This window comes from Clostridium sp. DJ247 (genome assembly GCF_014231265.1).
Genome location: NZ_JABAIW010000030.1, coordinates 37,700 through 60,940, shown reverse-complemented (window position 1 = coordinate 60,940; position 23,241 = coordinate 37,700). Strand labels below are relative to the sequence as shown.

Below are 23,241 nucleotides of genomic sequence, written 5' to 3'. Positions count from 1 at the left end.
ATAAAAAAATATTTAAATGTGACTTCAACATTGGTAATATATCCCTACGTATAAGTTAAATTTAAGTTGTGGTTATCTATAGTAGATTCTTCAAAAGTTCTTTATTTATTTTACTATGCTCAAAATATGAAAGTATATTAGAAATACGCATAAACTAATTCTTTGCTTTAGTAAATAAAATTATGATAAAATTAAAGTTAATAATTGTAAGGAGAAGACATACTAATGAATATTCAAATTTTCGGTGTTAAGAAATGTTTTGATACCCAAAAGGCTGAACGATATTTTAAAGAAAGAAAAATTAAATATCAATTAATTGATTTAACTAAGAAGGGCCTAAGCAAAGGTGAGTTAGATAGTGTTAAAGCTTCAGTAGGTTTAACAAATCTGATTAATAGTGAAGTAAAAGAATATAAAAAATTAAACCTTCAATTTATTAGAAATAGCGAAGTTAAGGAAGAAATACTTATAAATAATCCTAAATTGTATAAAACCCCTATAGTACGAAATGGAAGGCTTGCCACAGTAGGTTTTAAACCAGAAGTTTGGAAAGATTGGGAATAAAAGTACATAAGGAATAAGAGGAGAATGTATATGGAAAAGTTTGTATTTATATCAGATTTCGATGGAACTCTTACAAAAAAAGATTTTTACAAGATTATAACTGATGATTATTTAAAAGAGGAATGTGCAGAATTATATAAAGAATGGAGGGCCAAGAAAATAAAAGATGTAGACTATTTAGGATATGTTTTTAAAAACATAAAAAGAAACGAACAGGAAATATATGAAGATATATTAAAGATATCTATTGATTCCTATGCTAAGGAATTTGTGAATAATATTAGGTTAGCAGGAGGAGACTTTATTATAGTAAGTGCTGGAACAAGTTATTATATAGAGAAAGTTTTTGAAAAACAAGAAATAAAAGATGTAGAAATTTACTCAAATAAAGGTGTGTTTAAGGATAACGGAATTCATTTTGTATTAGATGAAAGTAGTGAGTTCTACTCTGAAATATATGGTATTGATAAGTATAAGGTTGTAAAGAAATTAAAAGAAAAATACAATAAGGTTTTTTATGCGGGAGATAGTGAGCCAGATCTTAAAGCAGCACTTATTGCAGATGTAGTATTTGCAAAGGGAAGTCTTGTGGAACTTCTAGAAAAAGAAAATAAAGAATTTATAAAATTTGAAAATTTTTCAGAAGTATGGGAAAAGGTACAAAATTATTTAAGGAAGTGGGATAATGAAAGGAACAACTCATAGAATAGCTATTCCATCCATATTAGAAGTAGGTAAGGGAAACATAAAGTACCTAGGTAATTTAATAAAAAAAGCAATGTTTAAAAAAGTTTCTATATATTTTGGAGAAGGAATATACGAATTATTTGGTGATACTATCATAAAATCTATAAGTAAAGAACAAATAGAAGTTGCCAATATAGGAACTATTACAAATATAGATTTTGAAGATATTGGCGTAAGAGCTTTTGAAATTCCAAACGATGTAGAAGCTCTAATTGGGGTTGGAGGAGGAAAAGCTATAGATGCTGTGAAGTATATGGGCTTTTTAAGAAAGTTGCCTTTCATAAGCATACCAACATCTACGTCTAATGATGGTTTTTCCAGCTCTGGAGCATCACTTATGTTAAAAGGAAAGAGAACCTCGTTACCTGCTAAGACTCCTTATGGAATAATAGTTGATATAGACGTAATAAAAGGTGCACCAGAAAAATTTATATATTCAGGTATAGGAGATTTAGTGTCTAATATAACAGCTTTATATGATTGGAAATTTGAAGAAGAAAATAAAAAAGCTATTGTAGATGATTTTGCTGTAATGATTTCAAAAAAAGCAGTAAATAGTTTTGTAAGAACTGAATTTACCAGTGTAAAAGACGATTTGTTTTTAAAGGAATTAGTTGACTCCCTCACGATGAATGGTATTGCCATGGAAATAGCGGGAAATAGTTCTCCGGCTAGTGGATCAGAACATTTAATATCACATGCTTTGGATAAGTTTCTTCAGGTGCCTCAGCTTCATGGCATACAGGTGGGGGTAGCAACATATATAATGGCTAAAGTACAACAGCATAGATTTGAAAGAATTACAAATATATTAAAAAACACAGGTTTCTTTGATTATGTGGAAACTTTAAAAATGAAGAAAGAAGATTTTAAAAGGGCAGTAGAAATTGCGGCATCAATAAAGCCTGGTAGATATACTTATATTCATTTAGAAGAAAATGTAAAAACTGCTAAAAAAATTATTGAAGAAGATAAAATACTAAATAAAATATTGATATAAGATAACTAAATAGAAATAACATTTGCAAATTATGAATGTTATTTTTAACGTATTATATTGGAATAAAACCGTACTGTATTGTATAATGTGGGTTGGAGAAGATAACTATAAAATTTATACTGGGACGAGGGAGAGTAAAAATGTCAGATAAAAATATTGAAATGATGAAAAAGCTAATTGAAGAAAAAAAGAAAAAAAGTCTACAAAATGGAGCTAATTTAAGACCAGATAAAAAAATTGGTAATACAAAAAAAGCTATTAGGAACAAAAAAACAGGTGGATTATTTGATTAATGAAAAGGAGATTACTGATATGCAAGCAGAAAAGACCCTTTACCCAATAAAATTAAATGGAAAATATGGATATATAGATAACAGTGGAAAAATTATTATAGAACCTCAATTTGACTATGCTGAGGAGTTTTTTGGCGAACTAGCTGTAATAAGTATTGGTGAAAAGTTTGGATTTATAGATAAAGACAGAAACTTATTAGGTAAGATTGAGTATGATGATGTTTATGATTCAAATGAAGGGTTAACTGTTGTTGAGCTAAATGGTAAAAAAGGATATATAGATAATAAAGGGAAGATAACTATAGAACCTAAGTATGATGAAGCTAATGCTTTTTCACAAGGATTGGCTGCTGTAAGAGTAGGTTATAAATGGGGATATATAGATAAACAAGGGAATATAGCAATAGAGCCAGAGTTTTTGGATGCCTTTGACTTTAAAGAAGATTTGGCTTTGGTACAACTAGGAGGAAAATTAGGATATATAGATATGAAGGGAACTATAGTTATAGAACCTAAATATGATTATGCTTATGGTTTTTCAGAAGGATTAGCAGTAGTAAAAACTGGTAGAAAATATGGATACATAGATAAATCAGGAAATATAGCTATAGAACCTAAGTATTCTGCAGCTAATGACTTTAACGAAGGGCTAGCAGCCGTTGAGTTAAATGATAAGTATGGATTTATAAATACTAAGGGAGATATTGTTATAACTGCAAAATATGATTGGGCTGAAAATTTTTATGAAGGATTGGCAGCAGTAGCTGTTGAAGATAAATATGGTTTTATAGATAAACATGGAACTGAAATAATTCATGTAAAGTTTGATAGTGTAGGTGATATTAGCGAAGATTTAATATCAGTAGAAGTAAATGGTAAATGGGGATATATAGATAAAGAATGTAAATTTATCATAGAACCTATTTTTGATGAAGTATCGGTATTTAATAATGGAATTGCAAAGGTTTTGTTTGAAAATAGAACCAGATATATAAACAAAAATGGAGAGTATATCTGGAAAATTTAATAATAGGAATATTAGAACCGCTTTAAAATTGAATTTTAACAATTTTTAGGCGGTCTTTTATATTCATTAGTTTTTTTATATTATATTATCTTTTCAGTAGTAAAAGTATTTTTAGCTATATATCCTGCTAAAAATAGTTAAATTTGATTGTATTAATACAGCAAGAATGAATAAAGTTCACTGGAAATAATTTTTTGTTTCATAGAATAAGTTGACACGAGTAAAATGTTGTGATAAAATTTCAATAAATTATTTGACTGAGAAAAGCAGTTAAATATTCAAAATTTGAGAATGATGACGAAGATAAAACTATTTTAGGTCTAATTCCAGAGGATCGGACAAGCTAAAAACCGGGTTAAGCTCATAGCAATAATCACTTCAGAGTTGTATGACTGAAATTTATAAGTCATAACGTAGTATTGCGTTAACGGACCGTGGTTTAGTAGAAGTAGAAAAGGGCTATTATCTTAAGGTAATAGTGAAGTAGAGTGGTACAGTGTTGAAGGGCCTCTACGTGTATTCTAATGCACGTAGAGTTTTTTACTCTACTAGTTTTTACAAAGGGGGGCAACATGTTTGAAAATTATGATGCATATATATGAATATGGTATTATAATTTTATGAAACTACTAGACGGAGTACATGCCTAGTGGAAGTTATCATAGGGCTATTCATTGGTAGTCTTATATCAAGCAACGTTTAAAAGAAAATAATAACATAAAGGAGAGAATTTAATATGAAAAGAAAGTTATCCTTGCTTTTAGCAACATTATTTGTAACAGGCTCATTAGCAGGCTGTGGCAAAAGCACAAGTGAATCTGCTAAGTCAGATAAAATAAAGGTAGGATTAAACTATGAGCTATCAGGAGCGCTAGCTACATATGGACAAGCTTTAGTAGAGGGAATTGATCTTGCTTTTGAAGAAATAAATAAAAACGGTGGAGTTTTAGGTAAACAAATAGAAGCAATTAAAGTAGATAACAAATCAGAAAATGCTGAATCAGCTAACGTAGCTACAAAGCTTGCTACAAGAAATAAGGTAGTTGCTATGTTAGGAGCTGCTACTTCTGGAAATACAAAAGCAGCTGCCCCAATTGCTGTACAAAACAAAGTTCCTTTAATATCAGCTTCTGCTACTGCAGATGATGTTACAGTAGACAGCAATGGTAAGGTAAGAGAATATGTATTTAAGACTTGTTTCAGTGATTCCTTCCAAGGGGTTGATATGGCTAATTTTGCATATAGCGACTTAGGCAAAAAGAATGCAGCTTTACTTGTAGATAGTACTAGTGATTATAGTAAAGGTCTTTCAAAAAGCTTTACTGAAACTTATAAGAAACTTGGTGGCAATATTGTAACAGAACAAGCATATCAGGCAAAGGATACAGATTTTAAAGCAGTTTTAACAAAAATTAAAGGAACAAATCCTGATGTAGTATTTCTTCCTGGATATTATGAAGAGGTTGGCTTAATTGTTAAACAAGCCAGAGAATTAGGACTTAATGTGCCTATACTTGGCGGAGATGGTTATGATTCACCAAAGCTTTTAGAATTAGCAGGAAAAAGTGCTTTAAATGATGTTTACTATTCAAACCACTATTCTTCAAAAGATACTGCACCAGAAGTAGTGAAATTTAAGGAAGCTTTTAAAGCTAAGTATAATAAAGAACCAGATGCGTTCAACGCTCTTGGATATGATATGGCATATTTATTAGCAGATGCTATAAAGAGAAGCGGAGAAGCAGACCCTGTTAAAATTAAAGACGCTCTTGCATCAACTAAAGATTTTAAAGGAGTTACAGGTACAGTTACTATAGATAGCAAACATAACCCTATAAAATCAATAACTATACTTAAAATGATGAATGGTGAACAGACATTCTTAAAGAAGTTAGCACCACAATAATATTATTTGGGTAGAGGTCTCTCTACCCAAATTTATAATTTTACCCCAAAAGTATTAATTGAAATTCAGTGAGTCTTTAATTTAATATGGATGAATAATTTTTAACTTGTCTTTATAATTGAGCTAATAGATATATTTTTAAGGAGGAAGTGAAAAAAGTGCAACAGTTTTTACAGCAACTTATTAATGGCCTTTCTTTAGGAAGCATATATGCACTAATTGCTTTAGGCTATACTATGGTATATGGGATAATAAATCTAATAAATTTCGCTCATGGTGATATATATATGCTTGGGGCCTACATAGGATTTGCGGTTACAACATCTCTTCATCTAGGTTTTTTTCCAGCATTAATTATATCAATGCTGTTGTGTGCGGTTCTTGGTATTTTAATTGAAAAAGTAGCGTATAAACCTATAAGAAATTCTACTAGAATAGCAGCATTAATAACTGCAATAAGTGTTTCTTTATTTTTAGAGTATGGAACTATGTATTTTGTAAAAGCAGAGACTAGAACTTTTCCACAGGTACTGGAAAATAAAAGTTTAAAATTATTTAATGGGTCAGTAATTTTAAATACTACCGATATTTATATTATATTAATAACAGTTATCTTAATGATAGTACTTCAATACGTAATACACAAAACAAAAGTTGGTAAGGCTATGAGAGCAGTAGCTATGGATAAAGAAGCTGCTCAATATATGGGTATAAGTGTTGACAAAACTGTGTCCTTCACATTTGCCATTGGATCTGCTCTTGCTGGTGCAGCAGGAGTACTAGTAGGAGTATATTATAATTCTATAAATCCTCTTATGGGAGTTGTTCCAGGACTTAAAGCTTTTATAGCAGCTGTAATTGGTGGTATAGGTGTTATACCAGGAGCTGTATTTGGAGGATATTTCCTTGGTATGACTGAAACTATGGTTAGTGCTTATGGAGGCTCTTTATATAAAGATGGTGTGGCTTTCGCAATTCTAATACTAATACTGTTAATAAAACCTAATGGACTTTTAGGTCGTAATGTAAAAGAAAAGGTATAGGAGGGTTAGCATGAAAATACTAAATAAAAATAATATAATTGGGGCATTCATGGTAGTTTTCCTATATATATTAGGACAGGTATTAATAAATGCGGAAATCGTAGATTCATATATTTTACTTAATATAGTAGTGATTGGAATAAATATAATACTAGCAGTAAGTCTTAATCTTATTACAGGTTTCACTGGTCAATTTTCTCTAGGACATGCAGCTTTTATGGCCGTTGGAGCGTACGTATCAGCTGTGGTTACAGCAAAGTTTGGTATGACCTTTGCTGCAGGAATTATTTTAGGAGCAGTGGTTGCTGCTCTAGCGGGTATTATTATAGGAATTCCTACATTAAGATTAAAAGGTGATTATTTAGCTATAGCCACTTTAGGCTTTGGAGAAATTGTAAGAATTGTAATTCTAAATAATGATTATGTAGGAGGAGCTAGTGGTCTAAATGATATTCCTCAGAATACTACTTGGACATGGCTCTATTTTGTTACTGCAGCAACAATTATATTAATAAGAAATTTTATAAATTCTAAAAGTGGTAGAGCTTGTATATCTATCAGAGAAAATGAAATTGCCGCAGAAGCTATGGGAGTAAATACTACTTTTTATAAAGTACTTGCTTTTAGTGTCGGTGCTTTCTTTGCAGGAACAGCTGGTGCTTTATATTCTGGCTATTTTTACTTTATAAAACCAGATGCTTTTGGATTTATGAAGTCCATAGATATACTTGTAATTGTAGTTTTTGGCGGTATGGGAAGTATTATGGGGTCAGTGGTAGGAGCTATAGCCCTCTCTTTAATATCTTTAGTACTCCAAAGCGTACCAGAACTTAGAATGGTAATTTACTCAGTTATATTGTTTGTTATAATGGTTTATAGGCCTCAGGGACTTATGGGGAACTATAAATTAAAATTATTTAAGAAAGGGGAGACTCCAAAATGTTAGCACTGAAGGTAAATAACTTGTCTAGATTTTTTGGTGGAGTAAAAGCTGTATCTGGTGTTAATATGAACATAGAACATGGAGAAATAATAGGTTTAATTGGACCAAATGGTGCAGGGAAAACCACCCTTTTTAACTTGCTTACAGGTATATATGATCCAACAGAAGGAGATATAGTTTATAATCTTGAAAAAGAAACTTCTATAAAAAATATGAAACCTTATGAAATAGCTGCTTCTGGTGTATCAAGAACATTTCAAAATATAAGGCTTTTTAACGATATGACTGTAGGGGAAAATGTAAGAGTAGGATTTCATAAAAACACTAAATATGGACTTTTCTCCTCCTTTTTTAGATTACCTGCTTTCTATAAAGAAGAGAAGGCCGCTGATGAAAAGGTAATGGAGTTACTTAAGGTTTTCAATCTTGCAGATAAGAAAGATGAATTAGCAAAAAATTTACCTTATGGAGAACAAAGAAGATTGGAGATAGCAAGAGCCCTTGCATCAAACCCAAAGGTTCTTCTTCTTGATGAACCAGCTGCAGGTATGAATCCTAATGAAACCAAAGAACTTACAGATCTTATAATGTGGATAAGAGATAAATTCAACATTACTGTTATCCTTATAGAACATGATATGTCTCTTGTAATGTCTGTATGCAGCAGAATATACGTATTAGAGTATGGACAACTTATTGCGGAAGGAACTCCAGAAGAAATAAAGAATGATCCTAAGGTTATAAAAGCCTATCTTGGAGGTGAAGAAGAGGAATGCTAGAATTAGTTGATGTAAATGTATATTATGGAGCTATTCATGCGTTAAAAGGAATAAATTTAACAGTAAATCAAGGTGAAATTGTCACATTAATAGGAGCTAACGGGGCGGGAAAAAGCACAACACTTAAAACTATTTCTGGAGCTTTGAAACCAAAGAATGGCAAAGTTATATTTAAAGATAACGAAATAAATAAAATAAAAGCGCATGATGTTGTAACTCTTGGAATATCCCATGTACCAGAAGGAAGAAGAGTTTTTATGAATATGTCTGTTATGGAAAATTTAGAGATGGGGGCATATTCTAGAAAAGATAAACTTGAGATTAAAAAAGATTATGATAAAATATTTGAAATGTTTCCAAGGCTTTTAGAGCGTAAATGGCAAATGGCAGGAACTCTTTCAGGTGGAGAACAACAAATGCTTGCTATGGGACGTGCATTAATGGCAAGACCTAAGTTACTTCTTCTAGATGAGCCATCTATGGGACTTGCACCTTTAATAGTTAAACAGATTTTTTCTATAGTAAAAGATATAAATGAAAAGGGTACTACAGTTTTATTGGTAGAGCAAAATGCACTTATGGCACTTAAGATTGCCCACAGAGCCTATGTAATACAAAATGGATGCATTGAAATGGAAGGAAATGCTAGTGAACTTTTAAATGATGATAATGTAAAAAATGCATATCTTGGAGCGTAAAGTAACTCTAGTGTTTGAATAAACCCTTTCAGCGTAAAGCTGGATGGGTTTATTTTTATATAACCATGCCCGAAATTTAATAATTTCAATTTTAAATTGCATTATTTCCATATATACTAACATAATATAATAAAATTAATAGAGAATTATATAAAGGAGAAATATATATGAGCGTAGAAATGAAACAAAAAAGAATAAAGGTTGCTATGAAGGATGAAAAAGCGGACTTAGTTATTAAAAATGCTAATATAGTTAATGTATTTACAAAAGAAATAGTTAAGGCGGATATAGCAGTTTCTATGGATCAAATTGTTGGAATAGGAAGCTACAGTGGTGCTAATGAAATTGACGCTGAAGGAAAGTTTGTTTGTCCTGGTCTTATTGATAGTCATGTGCATATTGAATCTTCTATGGTTACTCCATCTGAGTTTGCTAAGGCAGTGCTTCCACATGGAACAACCACTATTATTGCGGATCCTCATGAAATAGCTAATGTATGTGGAGTTAACGGTATTAACTTTATGTTAAATCAGTCAAAATCACTGCCTTTAAATTCTTATTTTATGATGCCGTCCTGTGTTCCAAGTACACCCTTTGAAAATAATGGTGCAGATTTAAGTGCTGAATTAATCGAAGCTTTTTTATCTAATGATAGAGTACTTGGTTTGGGTGAAGTGATGGACTACCCATCTGTAATTAGTGGTAATGAAGCAATGTTGAAAAAAATAGACTTATTTGATAACAAAATCATTGATGGGCATTCCCCTAATTTAACTGGAGCTAAACTTAATGCCTATCGTGCTGCAGGAATTTTAACAGACCATGAATGTTCAACTATAGAGGAAGTAATAGAACATCTTAGATTAGGCATGTATGTACAAATAAGAGAAGGTTCTGCAGCTAAAAATCTAAATAATATTGTGAAGGGATTATTAGCAAATAATATAGGCTTTGATAGATGTATATTTTGTACTGATGATAAGCATCTAGAAGATATAAGAGAATATGGACATATAAGTTATAATGTAAAAAAATCAATATCCTGTGGAGTTGATCCAATTGAGGCTATATGCATGGCTACTATTAATTCAGCTCAATGCTATAAGCTCAAGAGACTTGGTGCCGTTGCACCTGGATATTCAGCTGATCTAATACTATTAAACAGTCTTGAAGATTTTGATATTGATAAAGTGCTATATCGTGGGAAAACCGTATATGAAAATAAAAAATTATGTATAGATATTTCATCAAAAATAGAAGATAGGAATGTTTTTAATACGGTAAGAATTCCAAGCATTACTACAGATGACTTAAAAATAAATTTAAAAAGCAATAAAGCTACAATTATACGGTTAACATCCAATGAACTTATAACGCAAAAGGAAGTTTCAGAAGTTAAAGTTGTTGATGGAGTCTTTGTACAAGATGAACATTTTTCAAAGATTGCTGTTGTAGAAAGGCATAAAGCAACAAAAAATATAGGTCTTGGCATAGTAAGCAACTTTAATATTAAAAATGGAGCTATAGCAAGTACCGTAGCGCACGATTCACATAATCTTATTGTTATAGGGGATAACGATGAGGATATGCTAATTGCAATAGAAGAACTAAAGAGAGTAAATGGTGGGTACACAGTTGTAAGTAATGGAAAGATAATGGGTACACTAGAGCTGCCAGTAGCAGGGCTTATGAGTGATAACACTGCAGAGTTTGTGGAATATACTCTAAAAAACATGCTTGAACAAGCTAAAAGCCTTGGAATTAATGAGAAAATAGATCCGTTTATTACTTTATCATTTCTAGCATTACCGGTTATCCCAGAAATTAGAGTTACAGATCAAGGGTTGTTTGATGTTACACAGTTTAAATTTATAGAATACTAGATTTAAATTTATATTAATATAAGGAATAGGAGTAAAACCTATTCCTTATATTTTTTTGTTTAACTGGGTTTAAATTAAATACAGGCAGAGAAAGTTAGAGTGGAATAAAAACTAACATATAGAGAAAAATAAATATAATTATTTATAATAAGAACAAGGCTAACACAAAATAGAGAGTATGTACTTATAAACAATAAAAGTTCAGTGTTTGTATAAGTGTAATTTGTAGGAGGAGGCAGCCAGTAAAATGGAAGGACCAACAAATGAGTTTCCAAGTAATACGACAACATCCAATCAAAATGACAATTCTATAATAAATCAAATACTTAGCGGTAATTTAACAAATGATGTTCAACAATTGAAAATAATTTTTGATAAAACCTTCGATGTGGTGTACAGGGAAATTGAAATTGGCGGCTCAAAAAAAGGAGTGCTCATTTTCATAGATGGACTTGTGAATATCGAATTGATTGACTCAGATATATTAAAACCTTTGCTGAATTATGGCAAAACTGCAATACAACCTGAAAATATTCAGGTAGGTCAAATACAAAGTTTTCTCCAAAATCAAGTAATTACAACATCAAATATAAAATTAGGTATAAATATTCAGGATGTTGTAGAATGTATACTCTCAGGGGATACTGTTTTATTGATTGATGGAGAACAGCAAGCAATTTCTATGAATTTAAGAAAATTTGATAAGAGGAATGTAGAAGAACCCACAGTAGAACCTCTTATTCGAGGACCGCGTGATGGATTTACGGAAGATTTACGTACTAATATAAGTTTGATAAGAAGAAGGTTAAAAACCTACAAGTTAAAAATGGAGAATATGAAGGTTGGGCGTTTGTCAAAAACTGATATAGTAATTACTTATCTAGACGGTATTGTAAAAGATTCTTTGGTGGAGGAAGTACGACAAAGAATCTCTCGAATTGACATAGATGCAATACTTGAAAGTGGATATATTGAAGAACTCATAGAAGACAATTCCTTTTCAATTTTTTCTCAATTTGGAGTTACAGAAAGACCTGATAGACTGGCTGCTGGCTTACTTGAAGGGCATGTGGGGATTCTTGTAGATAACACACCTATGGCACTAATTACCCCAGAGACCTTTGTTGAAATGATGGAAGCCACTGAAGATTATTATGGTAACTATATATCAGCTTCATTTATTAGATTTATACGTTATTTGTTCTTAGGGATAGCGTTGCTTTTACCTTCTTTTTATATTGCTCTCTTAACCTTTCACCAAGTAATGGTAGCCAGACCTTTATTGCTTAGTATAGCTTCTTCGCGGGAAGGTGTGCCCTTTCCATTATTTGTTGAAAGTTTGCTTATGGAGATTTTTTTCGAAGGATTACAAGAAGCCAGTACTCGTTTGCCACGAGTGGCGGGGCAGACCGTGAGTATTGTTGGTGGATTGGTCATAGGTCAGGCTGCTGTACAGGCTGGTATTGTGTCAGCAGCAACGGTTATCGTTGTTTCAATTACAGGTATTGCAATTTTTATTATTCCCAGATTTAATTTAACACCAACTATCCGTATGCTTCGTTTCTTTATGATAATCCTTAGCGGTGCATTGGGGTTATATGGAATATTTATAGGACTTCTTATAATCTTGATCCATATGGTTAAACTTCGTTCTTTTGGTATTCCTTTTTTATCACCAGTGACTCCTTTAAGTTTATCTATTATTAAAGATACTCTTGTGCGAGCACCTTGGTGGGCTATGATTTCTAGGCCTGAATTCATGGAAACTAAAGATTCTCAACGCATGAAGAAAACTTTGCGTCCCCGTACTCCTAAACGTAATAAGTAGATTTTATTTATAACTAGGAAGGAGGATGTTTATGAGAAAGAAAGATATCTATAAAAAGAAGAAGTGAAAAATATAAATAATTTACTGAATGTTATTGCTAATGTAATCTATAGTATTGTGAACAAGTTAAAATTTATAGGTATCAAACTCATGCATATTTTTAAAAATTGTGTCTATAAATATGATCTATGGATATGCTTATAAATATATTGTGGTATAATTTTAACAGTAAGTTATTTATAAACAGAGGTGAAGTCATTGATAAATAAAGCTTTAAGAGCTCTACAGAAATACTATGGATACAAAGAATTTAGGAAAGCTCAAAAATCTGTAGTAGAAAGTATATTAAATGGAAATGATACTTTGGCTATAATGCCAACAGGTGGAGGAAAATCTATTTGTTATCAGATTCCAGCATTATTGTTTGATGGAATAACCCTTGTAATATCTCCGCTAATTTCTTTGATGAAGGATCAAGTAGATAACATAAAGGACTTAGGAATAGGTGCAGCATATATAAATAGTTCACTTTCACAAAGTGATATTTTAGAAATACTGTCTAAATTAAAATCAAATGAAATAAAAATCTTATATGTGGCTCCAGAAAGATTGGAATCATTAGAATTTTGTGAGTTAATGAAATCATTAAATATATCACAGTTAGCTGTAGATGAAGCACACTGTGTCTCACAATGGGGGCATGATTTTAGAACAAGCTATAGATATATATCAAAATTCATAAAAAGTATGCCTAAAAGACCTGTAATTACAGCTTTTACTGCTACAGCTACAGAGGAAGTAAGAGAAGATATTGTAAGACTCATTGAATTAAATAATCCTAGCATTTTTGTTTCAGGCTTTGATAGAGAAAATTTAAAGATTAATGCGTTAAAGGTGGGAGATAGATTTGGATATATACTTAACTACATAAAGGAAAATAAGGAGCAATCAGGTATTATATATGTTTCCACAAGAAAAGAAGTGGATAACCTTTATGATAAGTTAAATAAGGAAGGCATATCTGTTACTAAGTATCATGCAGGTTTATCTGATAACGAAAGAAAAAGTAATCAAGAAGATTTTGTTTATGATAGAGTAAATCTTATAATTGCTACTAATGCTTTTGGAATGGGTATAGACAAATCTAATGTGAGATATGTAATACATTATAATATGCCTAGAAATATTGAAGGATATTATCAAGAAATAGGGAGAGCAGGTCGTGATGGAGAAGTAAGTGAATGTATACTAATGTTTTCACCACAGGACGTAATTACACAAAAATATTTAATAGAAACTAGTATACAATCACCTGATAGAAAAAATAATGAATACAAAAAGCTTCAATATATGATTGATTTTGTTCATTTTAATGGATGTTTAAGAAAGTATATACTAAATTATTTTGGTGAAAATGTAGAGTATGAAGAGTGTGGAAACTGCAGCAACTGCATGAATGAAGGAGAATATGTTGATAAAACTATAGATGCTCAGAAGGTGTTATCCTGTATCTATAGAATGAAGAGAGATTTTGGGGTAAATATGATAGTTGATGTTCTAAGAGGGTCAACCCAAAAAAAGGTTTTACAGTATAAATTCAATGAACTATCTACTTATGGTATAGTAAAGAATTATACAAAAGATGAATTAGCAAGTTTTATAAGTACATTAATAGCTCATGGGTATATTTCCTTAAGAGAAGGAGAATATCCAACGGTTGTATTAAATGATAGGTCTGTAAAAGTTTTAAAAGGTGAAGAAAAGGTGATACTAAAAGAAGCTACTAAGGCTAAAAAGATATCAGCTAATAATGATTTATTTGAACAGTTAAGAGCAGTAAGACGAGAAATAGCATCGGCTGAGGGAGTACCCCCTTACTTTATCTTTGGTGACGCTACTTTAAAGGATATGAGTACAAGATATCCAGTAACTAAAGAACAAATTCTTGATATTTCAGGAGTTGGAGAATTAAAACTTCAAAAGTATGGTGAAAGATTTATTGAAGCTATAAAGAAATATGTGGATGAAAATAATATTGAAACTAATTGGACTACAAATAAAAAATCTAAAACATCCGCTCATATTGAAGAGGTAAATACTCACAGTGAAAAGCTTAAGACTCATGAAATAACCATAAATATGATAAAACAGGGAATAAGTATAATTGAAATTGCTAAACGTAGAGGATATACTGTATCTACAATAATAGGACATATGGCTAAGTACTTAGGGGAAGGTGACTCCATAGATTTCAGTGTTGACTTTCAGGAGCTTTTTAATAAAGAACAGGAAGATAAAGTTATAGAAGCTATCGAAAAGGTTGGAAGTGAAAGGTTATTACCCATTAAGCAGTTAGTTCCAGATGAAATTACCTATGATATTATAAGGGCAGTAATATTAAAAAATTATGTTTTAAATTGAGAAACATAGTAATTTGTATTTCTATAATGTTAGGAAAGGGATGAATATGAATAGAGAATTTAAGTTCAGAGCCTGGAGTATAAGAGAAAATAAGTTTTATTACCATATACAAAATATAGTTGAAATGGAAGAATATTTTAAAGAAAAAGATAAATTTGTGGTAACACAGTACACAGGATTGAGAGATAAAAGTAATAGAGAAATATACGAAGGGGATATTATTGCAATAAATAATGAAACAAGTTCTGTAAAGTTACCTGTTAAGTTTGGAAAATATGCTTTTAGAAAATATATTGGGGAATGTGGAGAATTTAGCGATTCAAATGAAATATATGGTTTTTATGTAGAGAATGAGTATTTATATATTCAAATGATTAATAAAAATGTAATTATAGTAGGAAACATATTTGAGAATCAGAAAAAATAGCTCGTAAGTTTAATACCAGCTACTTTTTAGAGAACAACATAAATTAATAATTTGGAGAACTATGATTTATTAGTATATTATTAATTATATCCACATTATAGAATTTTAAACATACCAGTATAGATACCCACAGCTTAAATTTAACTTATACGTAGGAATATGCTGCCAAAACTGAAGGCACATTTAAAAACTTTTTATCAGTCTTAGTGAAGTGTTTTTGAAAATATTAGGAGCTTTGATATGGTTGAAAGCCTGAATGGCTTTCAACCAGCGACTTATCAATGGTAATTGATAAGTTGGTCCGGACTGAGGTACGAGTTTATCAAAGCTTCTTAGATTTATAATGAAACTACTCTTCCTTCCGTCAGAGTAGTAAGCGATTCGCACAAAATCTCAGATTTTGGCTCTCTGCTTAAACACGAACTTTAGACTGATTAAAAGTTTTTAACGTGCTGAAGTTTGGAAGCATATTCCGGAGTATAAGTTAAATTCGGGCATGGCTATCTATAGTGAAAGTGTTATAATCTCTTTCCCACAATGATTAAATCTCTTTCAATGCCATCAAGTTCAGCTACATTAGGTAATATTCCCCAATCACTAAATCCGAAACTGTGAAACAATTTTAGGCTTGGTAGGTTATGACCGAATATAAACCCTAGTAAGGTTTTTAATCCTAATTCAGGGCACGTATCAATAGCTTTTTGAAGAACAATACGTCCTAGACCCATTCCTCTAAAATTTTCAGAAATATAGATACTCAATTCCGCAGTAGCATTATAAGCTGGTCTACCATAAAAGGACTGAAAACTGAACCACCCACAAATTTCACCTTTATATTCAATTACCCAAAGAGGTCTAAACTTTGGACTATGTTCGTAAAACCATTTTTCTTTACTTTTAACAGTTGCTGGCTCTAAGTCAGCTGTTACCATTCTACTTGGAATTGTAGAATTATAGATTTCCACCATTTTAGGTAAATCTTCTATTAAAGCATCTCTATAAGTAATATCATGTTTATTAAACATAAATTTTCCCCCTAACGTATAAACAATATTTAAACCCTAGTTATTATAAAGTGAAACTTGAATCAGATGGGATTTGTCTTACGACTCCAGGGACGTAACCGCTCTTTACTCCCAATTAAGCAGAGAGCCAAAATCTATGATTTTGATATGGTCGCTTACTCTGTGAGTACTCATCTGACCTAATGAAGATGAGTTTCATATAAAAATGGGAGTATTAGAGCGGGTAGTCATCGGATAAATAGTAAATGTATAATTATTATAACTATAATATTGTACTATAAACTTGTATTGGGACCTAAAGTCAAATTTTATAGATAGGAGTGTTTCAGTTTTAGAAATATAATAAATTACTTACCAAAGCTTAATAGAGGTAGTATCGCATACTTACCTCTCTATATCAAGAATTATGATTTTTTTGGAGCTAAAATCATAATCATATTATTACCTTCTAGTCTAGGTGGTTTTTCAATAGTTCCTATATCACCTATTTTAGAAATAAATATGTCAAATACCTTATTTCCTACACTAGTATAGTTGTTTTGTCTCCCTCTAAATCTTATGGAAACCTTAACTTTGTTCTCGTTAGATAGGAACTTCTTGGCATTATTAGCTTTTATATTTATATCATGTTCTTCAATATTAGGACTTAATCTTATTTCTTTAATATCAACAACTTTTTGATTCTTCTTATTCTCTTTTTCTTTTTTAGCTTGTTCATAAAGAAATTTACTGTAGTCCATTATTTTACATACAGGTGGATTAGCTGTTGGTGAAATCATAACCAAATCCAAGTCTTTTTCTCTAGCGAGATTTAAAGCTTCTCTAGTATTAATAATTTGACTACCTTCTTCACCGAGCAATCTAATTTCCCTTTCCCTTATACTTTCATTTAAATTAAAATCTTTATTAATAACACAACACCTCCGAATTTTTTGCTTAAAATTATAAATTATATATAATATATTAGTATTTAACATTCTAAAACGTTTTTATTCTATTAACAAATAATTTATGATTTATTTTAAAATATTAGTACGATTTTATTATTAGCTTGTTTAATCTTAACATTATTTTTACAAGAAGTCCAATATTTTTTCTTTCCAAATAGATTATAGAATACATAATAAAGTGAAACTTGAATCAGATGGGGTTTGTCTTACGACCCTAGGGAAGTTTCTTATAGCCGATTACCATGGTTAAACTGCCCGTTAAATGCCATTTAGGCATTTTTACCCCCCACCTGATTCTTAGTTGAACGAATCCAGAGATGTAGCAGCTCTTTACTCCCACTTAAGCAGAGAGCCAAAATCTGTGATTTTGTGCGAATCGGTTAAGCAGACATACAAAATCTGTGATTTTGATATGGTCGCTTACTCTTTAAGTACTCCTCTGAAGAGGAGTTTCCTATAAATATATGAGTATTAGAGCGGGTAGTTATCGGATAAATTTGTTTTGACTATAATTATAGTATCCAAACTACTTGAAAATGTATACTAAAAATTAAATAAATGCTATATAATTAAAAAAAAATTGTTATTTTTAAATTATTGTGATATACTAATAGAATAATTTAAAAAAACACTTTTGATGTAAAAATAATATGTCAATAATAATGTGTTTATCTTTAGGAGGACAATTAATGAAAATTGGAACAGTAAAATGGTTTAATTCAGAAAAAGGATTTGGTTTTATAACAGCTGAAGGAGAAAATGATGTTTTTGTTCACTTCACTGCAATCCAAGGAAATGAGGCTAGAAAGAGCCTTGAAGAAGGAGAAAAAGTTCAATTTGAAGTGGAAAAAGGACCTAAGGGTCTTCAAGCTACTAATGTTGTAAAACTGTAAATGTTTAGCCATATTAAATTTTAAGAATTTTAATATACAGCAAATGTTATGCCACCTTCATAAAGGTGGTTTTTTATCTCACTTAAACAGTATAGGTTCATATAGCAAGTACTATGCTTAAAATCACGTCTTCATAAGTCAAAAACTAATTAATACTACAGATGAATTATCTTAACAAAATGTTGGTAAGTTAGAACTGCATAGCGTATAAATTGAATTTCAACATGTAGTATTAAATTAAGGATAGATAAAAAAGAATAATTAAAAGGAGAATATTTATAGTGAAAAAAAATTATAAGATGAAAAGGACAATATCAATAAAACAGTTTATTGCAGAATTTGGAGAGAATTTTTCCAAACACATGAAGAAAAGACTTTTAGAACTTGAAGTAAGGACTGTATTAGTGAGAAGAGAACATAGCTATATACTAGACTTAAAACATGTGGAGCACACAAAATACTGTTGTAATTTGGATGATTGTTCAGTTAAACAAGAAAAAGAATATGCATATGGGCAATTTATAGTTATTGATGGAATATTATATTTTTCAGAAAGATGCATGGAAAATAATGAAGTAATGCAGGCACCGATTGTAAACACTATATATAGTCATCTAGATAGTGAAAATATAATTTTGGATGAGGAGAATAGTGGGAAAGTTATAGATGATAGTAATATTGATTTTGTTATAGATAATATACTAACAGTATGTCCAGAGGTATCTGAAGCTTATATGAATATTGTGCAGGAAATGATTTCACGATCAGAAACTAAGTCAAAAAATACTGTTTATAGTAAGGTTTATAAATAATGCTTTGTGAATAGTATATTTATAATATGATTTTTTATTAACTTAAGCATAACAATTTAATATACTAAAGTATATTTTCAATAAAAATAAATTGTGCTTTAACAAATAATAAGATATATTTTAAAGTGTGAATAAAATAAATTTTATTTCTTGTAGAGAAGTTGCAGAGTATAATTTGCAAAATCAAAGTTGTTTCAAATATTAGAGTTATAATAAAATTAGAAAACTGACGAATCTTTTATTTACAATTCTTGAACTCACTATTTCAATATTCTAATTTAATTCCTAATTTTTAAAATTTTCTTCAAGGTTTATACTAAGTACTTTTTTAATAGTATACTTTTATTTTGTAGCATTTCTATAGGGATTATTTAGAGGTATTTAAATGAACGTTGAAGAAATATTCGTAACTACAGAAGAGGTTATAAAAGAATGTTTAGCTGAATGTCTAGAAAAATAATGTTAAAAAGATATTATTTTCATTTTAGTTGTTGCATATTATTTATATAACTGTTATACTCTTAATGTGATCAATAAGGATTTAATAAGATTATAGACATTTCCTCTTAATAAGAAGTTATGTAAATCAGTTTAAATCTTAACTATAAAAAGGAGGAATGTTGAAATGGCAGATAAGACTTTAGTTTGTAAAGATTGTGGAAAAGAATTTGTTTTTACAGAAGGCGAGCAAGCTTTCTATAAAGAAAAAGGTTTTGAAAATGAGCCACAAAGATGTGCTGATTGCAGAAGAGCTAGAAAACAACAAAACAACAATAGAGAATTCAGAAGATAATTCTATTTGTGGATAAACTCTATGAGAGATAACTCTTATAGGGTTTTTTTATTGTTATTAATTTTGTGGAATTTATAGGTTAAACTAAAAATATATGTTGTTGAAATATAACAATACTTAGAAATGTTTTTATTAGTGTATATATTTGAATATAGGGTTAAAACTTTATATAGTACACATAAATAACAGTTTAATTTGTAATGAAGTAGATTAAATAATTTATTATGAGTTTTTATAATAAACAAATAATATTATTCAAAAGAAATAATTAATTGAAAGAAGGAATGTTAATGGAAAATAAAAAGTTTTATGATTTAGGTCTAAATGAAAACATATTGAAGGCTATAGATGATATGGGATTTGAAGAACCCTCAAAAATTCAGGCTGAGGTAATACCTATTCTCCTAGAAGGTCATGACGTTATTGGTCAGGCACAGACAGGTACCGGAAAAACTCTTGCTTTTGGAGCTCCGGTTTTAAATAATATAGGTGAATTAGGTGGAAAAATAAGCAGTATAGTATTAACGCCTACAAGAGAATTAGCAATTCAGGTAAACGATGAATTGAATCGTATAGCTAAGTATACAAGAGTAAAGCTGCTGCCTGTGTATGGTGGTCAGCCCATTGAAAGACAAATCAAAGCTCTAAAAAAAGGAATAGATATAGTAGTTGGAACTCCAGGTAGAGTATTAGATTTGATAAGAAGAAAGGTTATTAATCTTAGTGCTATTAGATTTTTTATACTTGATGAAGCTGATGAAATGCTAAACATGGGATTTATTGATGATATAGAAGAAATTATTAAAAACTGTAATAAGGATAGACAGACATTATTATTTTCAGCAACCATGCCAAATGAAATTAAAAAATTAGCTAAAGGATATATGAAACCTGATAGTAAGCATGTATCAATTGTAAAAAATGAAATGACAGTAGCTACTGTGTCTCAATATTATTATGAAATTAAACAAAAGGATAGATTTGAATGCTTATGTAGAATATTAGATGCTGAAGAACCTACTGCAGCCATAATTTTCTGCAAGACAAAACGTGGTGTAGATGAATTAGTAGATACTATGCAGGCAAGAGGCTATAATGTAGAAGGCATGCATGGAGATATGAGCCAAAATCACAGATCAAACACTTTAAAAAGATTCAAAGAAGGTAATTTAGATTTCTTAGTAGCTACTGATGTTGCAGCAAGAGGTATTGATGTTGAAAATGTATCTCATGTTATTAATTATGATCTTCCGCAGGATATAGAATCTTATGTTCATAGAATTGGTAGAACTGGAAGAGCTAAGAGAGAAGGAGTTGCGTATACTCTTGTTACCGCTAGAGAATATATGACTCTTAAACAGATTGAAAAATATACAAAAAGTAAAATAAAAAGAAAAGAAATCCCAACAGTTGATGAGATATTTTTATCAAAATATAAGAGTATAGTTGTGAAAATAAAGGAAACACTTGAAACTGAAGACTATAAAAAGTTTGTTCCTTTGGCGGCAGAATTGGATGAAGAATTCAATTTAGTTGATGTAGCAGCTGCTTTATTAAAAATGATTTACGAAAAAGAAATAAGCTACGATTATACAGAAAATCTTATAGGATCAACATCTAATTTTACAAGATTATTTATCACCGTAGGACGTATGGATAGGCTTAACCCTAAACAGCTAATCCAGTTTTTAAATGATAATGTTACCAGTAGTAGAGTAGATATAGGTAACATAGATATTCTTGAAAAGTTTTCATTTATTGATGTAAATGAGGATTCCGTTGATTCCATATTAAAGTATTGCCAAGGTAAAAATTTATGTGGAAGAAAAGTTAAAATTGAGATATCTAAAAAAAGATAAGGATATAAGGTTAACGAGGTTGTCTACAGGAAACCTATGTCTATAGAATATAATAACCACCAGTATGACGTCATATATACCAGTCTGGTGGTTATATGTTATTAATTACTGAAAATCTATGGTTATATATTTAGAATTATTTAGTTCGTCATTATAGCTAACCCAACTAAATTTTCCACCTCTTTTTAAAGCATCATAAGCTTTACTAACGCACTGTTCTACATCATAGATATTTCCATCATAATTTAAAATTTTTATACTTACACTAGTAGTACTATTACCAAGAGCATTCTTTATAGTCTTATAAAATTCACTATAATTTTTAACTACAGTTATAATGTTTCCAGATTCATCTTTTTCAACTAAGTTTAAATTATTAAAGTTATACTGAGTATTTATGCATTTAGGATATTTACTTCTATCCCATCTATGATTTTTACTAATCTGTTCATCTGTAACGTTAAAATAAGAATGCCTAAGATGATTTGAACCATCACGGGTAGTAGGATCATCCCAAGTTGTATCTAGGTGATAATATTCACCACCTATTTTAACTATATTCCAAGCATGGCTAATCCAATTTTTACTGTCATTAGCATCACCAATTACTAGTATAGATTCAATACCAACGGCTTTCAATAGCATGTCCATAGCTTCTGCATATCCTTGACATACACCAATGCCTTTTATTAAGATACCATAAGCTGTATTAGATTCTTTGGGCATATTACCTGTATAGAATCTGTTATCGTATTTAGAGTTATTTATTATATAATCATGAAGAGCTGCCTCTTTTTCATAATCTCTCATGCCCGGTTTAATTACACTATTTACAATTTGTTGAATCTTTTCATGTACTATCTTGTCTTTACTCTTCAGATTTTCTTTACTGTCAATGTACTCAAAATTTATTATTAACTTAATAGGAATAGAAAATTTTACTGTACTTGAAGCTTTTATACAAATACCATTTAATTCAGGAGTACTCTCTAAAATTTTATTAAATACATCAAGGTTATATATTTTCTTATTATAATTTTTTATTCTAAGAGTTATGCTGCTATCATAGTTACTCATAGCTTTCTTAACTGCATTATAATAATCATCATAATTACTAATAATTGTATTATTTACTTCAGCACTATTGTTAGTTGATGAATTGTTAACAGATTTGGATATTTTTCCATTAACACTATAAGATAAAAAAGAAAAAGTTAATATTGAAAGTATAGTAATTCCTAAAAAAATTTTAAAAGGTTTATTATTAAACATAGTATCTCCCTTTTCTTATATCAGCTTTAAATTTTTAAAATTATTTTAACTTGTCAGCTTTGCAAAGACTTAAGAATA

Annotated in this window: 21 protein-coding genes; 18 read left to right on the top strand and 3 right to left on the bottom strand. The window is 30.2% G+C overall.

Translation table 11 applies throughout. The features are described 5' to 3' along the window. Positions 1-225: 225 nt before the first annotated feature. The 14 genes from HGI79_RS13155 (at position 226) to HGI79_RS13090 (ending at position 15,559) form a co-directional block, all read left to right on the top strand. Positions 226-564: an arsenate reductase family protein gene (locus tag HGI79_RS13155; RefSeq protein ID WP_185651152.1), complete on the top strand. Its 339-nt coding sequence runs from the start codon at positions 226-228 to the stop codon at positions 562-564. A gap of 30 nt (positions 565-594) precedes the next feature. Then, positions 595-1,269, top strand: coding sequence for an MtnX-like HAD-IB family phosphatase (locus HGI79_RS13150; RefSeq protein WP_185651151.1), 675 nt, complete (start codon positions 595-597; stop codon positions 1,267-1,269). Then, positions 1,250-2,311, top strand: a complete 1,062-nt coding sequence (locus HGI79_RS13145; protein ID WP_185651150.1) for an iron-containing alcohol dehydrogenase family protein — start codon at positions 1,250-1,252, stop codon at positions 2,309-2,311. Before HGI79_RS13150 ends, HGI79_RS13145 begins: the two co-directional genes overlap by 20 nt. Before the next feature lie 140 nt (positions 2,312-2,451). Next, entirely contained in the window at positions 2,452-2,604 is a 153-nt protein-coding gene (locus tag HGI79_RS13140; RefSeq protein WP_185651149.1) for a hypothetical protein, read from the top strand. After that, a complete protein-coding gene (locus HGI79_RS13135; RefSeq protein ID WP_395939542.1) occupies positions 2,597-3,631 on the top strand; it encodes a WG repeat-containing protein in 1,035 nt (344 codons plus the stop codon). The genes HGI79_RS13140 and HGI79_RS13135 overlap by 8 nt, the downstream gene beginning before the upstream one ends. Before the next feature lie 736 nt (positions 3,632-4,367). After that, positions 4,368-5,537 (top strand): ABC transporter substrate-binding protein, encoded by a 1,170-nt coding sequence (locus HGI79_RS13130; protein WP_185651148.1) that lies wholly within the window; start codon positions 4,368-4,370, stop codon positions 5,535-5,537. A gap of 158 nt (positions 5,538-5,695) precedes the next feature. Then, positions 5,696-6,580 (top strand): branched-chain amino acid ABC transporter permease, encoded by an 885-nt coding sequence (locus HGI79_RS13125; RefSeq protein WP_185651153.1) that lies wholly within the window; start codon positions 5,696-5,698, stop codon positions 6,578-6,580. A 10-nt stretch (positions 6,581-6,590) separates the two neighbouring features. Further along, entirely contained in the window at positions 6,591-7,526 is a 936-nt protein-coding gene (locus HGI79_RS13120; RefSeq protein ID WP_185651147.1) for a branched-chain amino acid ABC transporter permease, read from the top strand. Next, positions 7,520-8,302: an ABC transporter ATP-binding protein gene (locus tag HGI79_RS13115; RefSeq protein WP_185651146.1), complete on the top strand. Its 783-nt coding sequence runs from the start codon at positions 7,520-7,522 to the stop codon at positions 8,300-8,302. Before HGI79_RS13120 ends, HGI79_RS13115 begins: the two co-directional genes overlap by 7 nt. Continuing rightward, positions 8,296-9,000 (top strand): ABC transporter ATP-binding protein, encoded by a 705-nt coding sequence (locus tag HGI79_RS13110; RefSeq protein WP_185651145.1) that lies wholly within the window; start codon positions 8,296-8,298, stop codon positions 8,998-9,000. The genes HGI79_RS13115 and HGI79_RS13110 overlap by 7 nt, the downstream gene beginning before the upstream one ends. A 167-nt stretch (positions 9,001-9,167) precedes the next feature. Continuing rightward, positions 9,168-10,883 carry an adenine deaminase gene (gene ade / locus HGI79_RS13105; protein ID WP_185651144.1) on the top strand — a complete coding sequence of 572 codons (1,716 nt, stop codon included), beginning with the start codon at positions 9,168-9,170 and terminating at the stop codon, positions 10,881-10,883. 247 nt (positions 10,884-11,130) lie between these two features. Then, positions 11,131-12,711: a spore germination protein gene (locus tag HGI79_RS13100; protein ID WP_185651143.1), complete on the top strand. Its 1,581-nt coding sequence runs from the start codon at positions 11,131-11,133 to the stop codon at positions 12,709-12,711. A gap of 261 nt (positions 12,712-12,972) precedes the next feature. After that, positions 12,973-15,132: a DNA helicase RecQ gene (gene recQ / locus HGI79_RS13095; protein ID WP_395939543.1), complete on the top strand. Its 2,160-nt coding sequence runs from the start codon at positions 12,973-12,975 to the stop codon at positions 15,130-15,132. Positions 15,133-15,178: 46 nt separating this feature from the next. Next, positions 15,179-15,559, top strand: a complete 381-nt coding sequence (locus tag HGI79_RS13090) for a YopX family protein (protein WP_185651141.1) — start codon at positions 15,179-15,181, stop codon at positions 15,557-15,559. Between the two features lie 518 nt (positions 15,560-16,077). Here HGI79_RS13090 and HGI79_RS13085 read toward each other — a convergent pair. Together HGI79_RS13085 and infC are read right to left on the bottom strand one after the other, a co-directional pair. Continuing rightward, positions 16,078-16,584 (bottom strand): GNAT family N-acetyltransferase, encoded by a 507-nt coding sequence (locus HGI79_RS13085; RefSeq protein WP_185651140.1) that lies wholly within the window; start codon positions 16,582-16,584, stop codon positions 16,078-16,080. Positions 16,585-16,988: 404 nt separating this feature from the next. Beyond that, entirely contained in the window at positions 16,989-17,561 is a 573-nt protein-coding gene (gene infC, locus HGI79_RS13080; protein ID WP_185651139.1) for a translation initiation factor IF-3, read from the bottom strand. A gap of 662 nt (positions 17,562-18,223) precedes the next feature. Here infC and HGI79_RS13075 point away from each other — a divergent pair. The 4 genes from HGI79_RS13075 (at position 18,224) to HGI79_RS13060 (ending at position 21,891) form a co-directional block, all read left to right on the top strand. After that, positions 18,224-18,427, top strand: a complete 204-nt coding sequence (locus HGI79_RS13075) for a cold-shock protein (protein ID WP_185651138.1) — start codon at positions 18,224-18,226, stop codon at positions 18,425-18,427. Positions 18,428-18,708: 281 nt separating this feature from the next. Beyond that, positions 18,709-19,239, top strand: coding sequence for a hypothetical protein (locus HGI79_RS13070; protein ID WP_185651137.1), 531 nt, complete (start codon positions 18,709-18,711; stop codon positions 19,237-19,239). 625 nt (positions 19,240-19,864) lie between these two features. Further along, positions 19,865-20,032 carry a zinc-ribbon domain-containing protein gene (locus HGI79_RS13065; protein ID WP_185651136.1) on the top strand — a complete coding sequence of 56 codons (168 nt, stop codon included), beginning with the start codon at positions 19,865-19,867 and terminating at the stop codon, positions 20,030-20,032. Positions 20,033-20,322: 290 nt separating this feature from the next. After that, a complete protein-coding gene (locus HGI79_RS13060) occupies positions 20,323-21,891 on the top strand; it encodes a DEAD/DEAH box helicase (protein WP_185651135.1) in 1,569 nt (522 codons plus the stop codon). Between the two features lie 105 nt (positions 21,892-21,996). On the opposite strand, the gene HGI79_RS13055 is transcribed toward HGI79_RS13060, so the two are convergent. Next, positions 21,997-23,163 (bottom strand): transglutaminase domain-containing protein, encoded by a 1,167-nt coding sequence (locus HGI79_RS13055; RefSeq protein ID WP_185651134.1) that lies wholly within the window; start codon positions 23,161-23,163, stop codon positions 21,997-21,999. Positions 23,164-23,241: the final 78 nt, after the last annotated feature.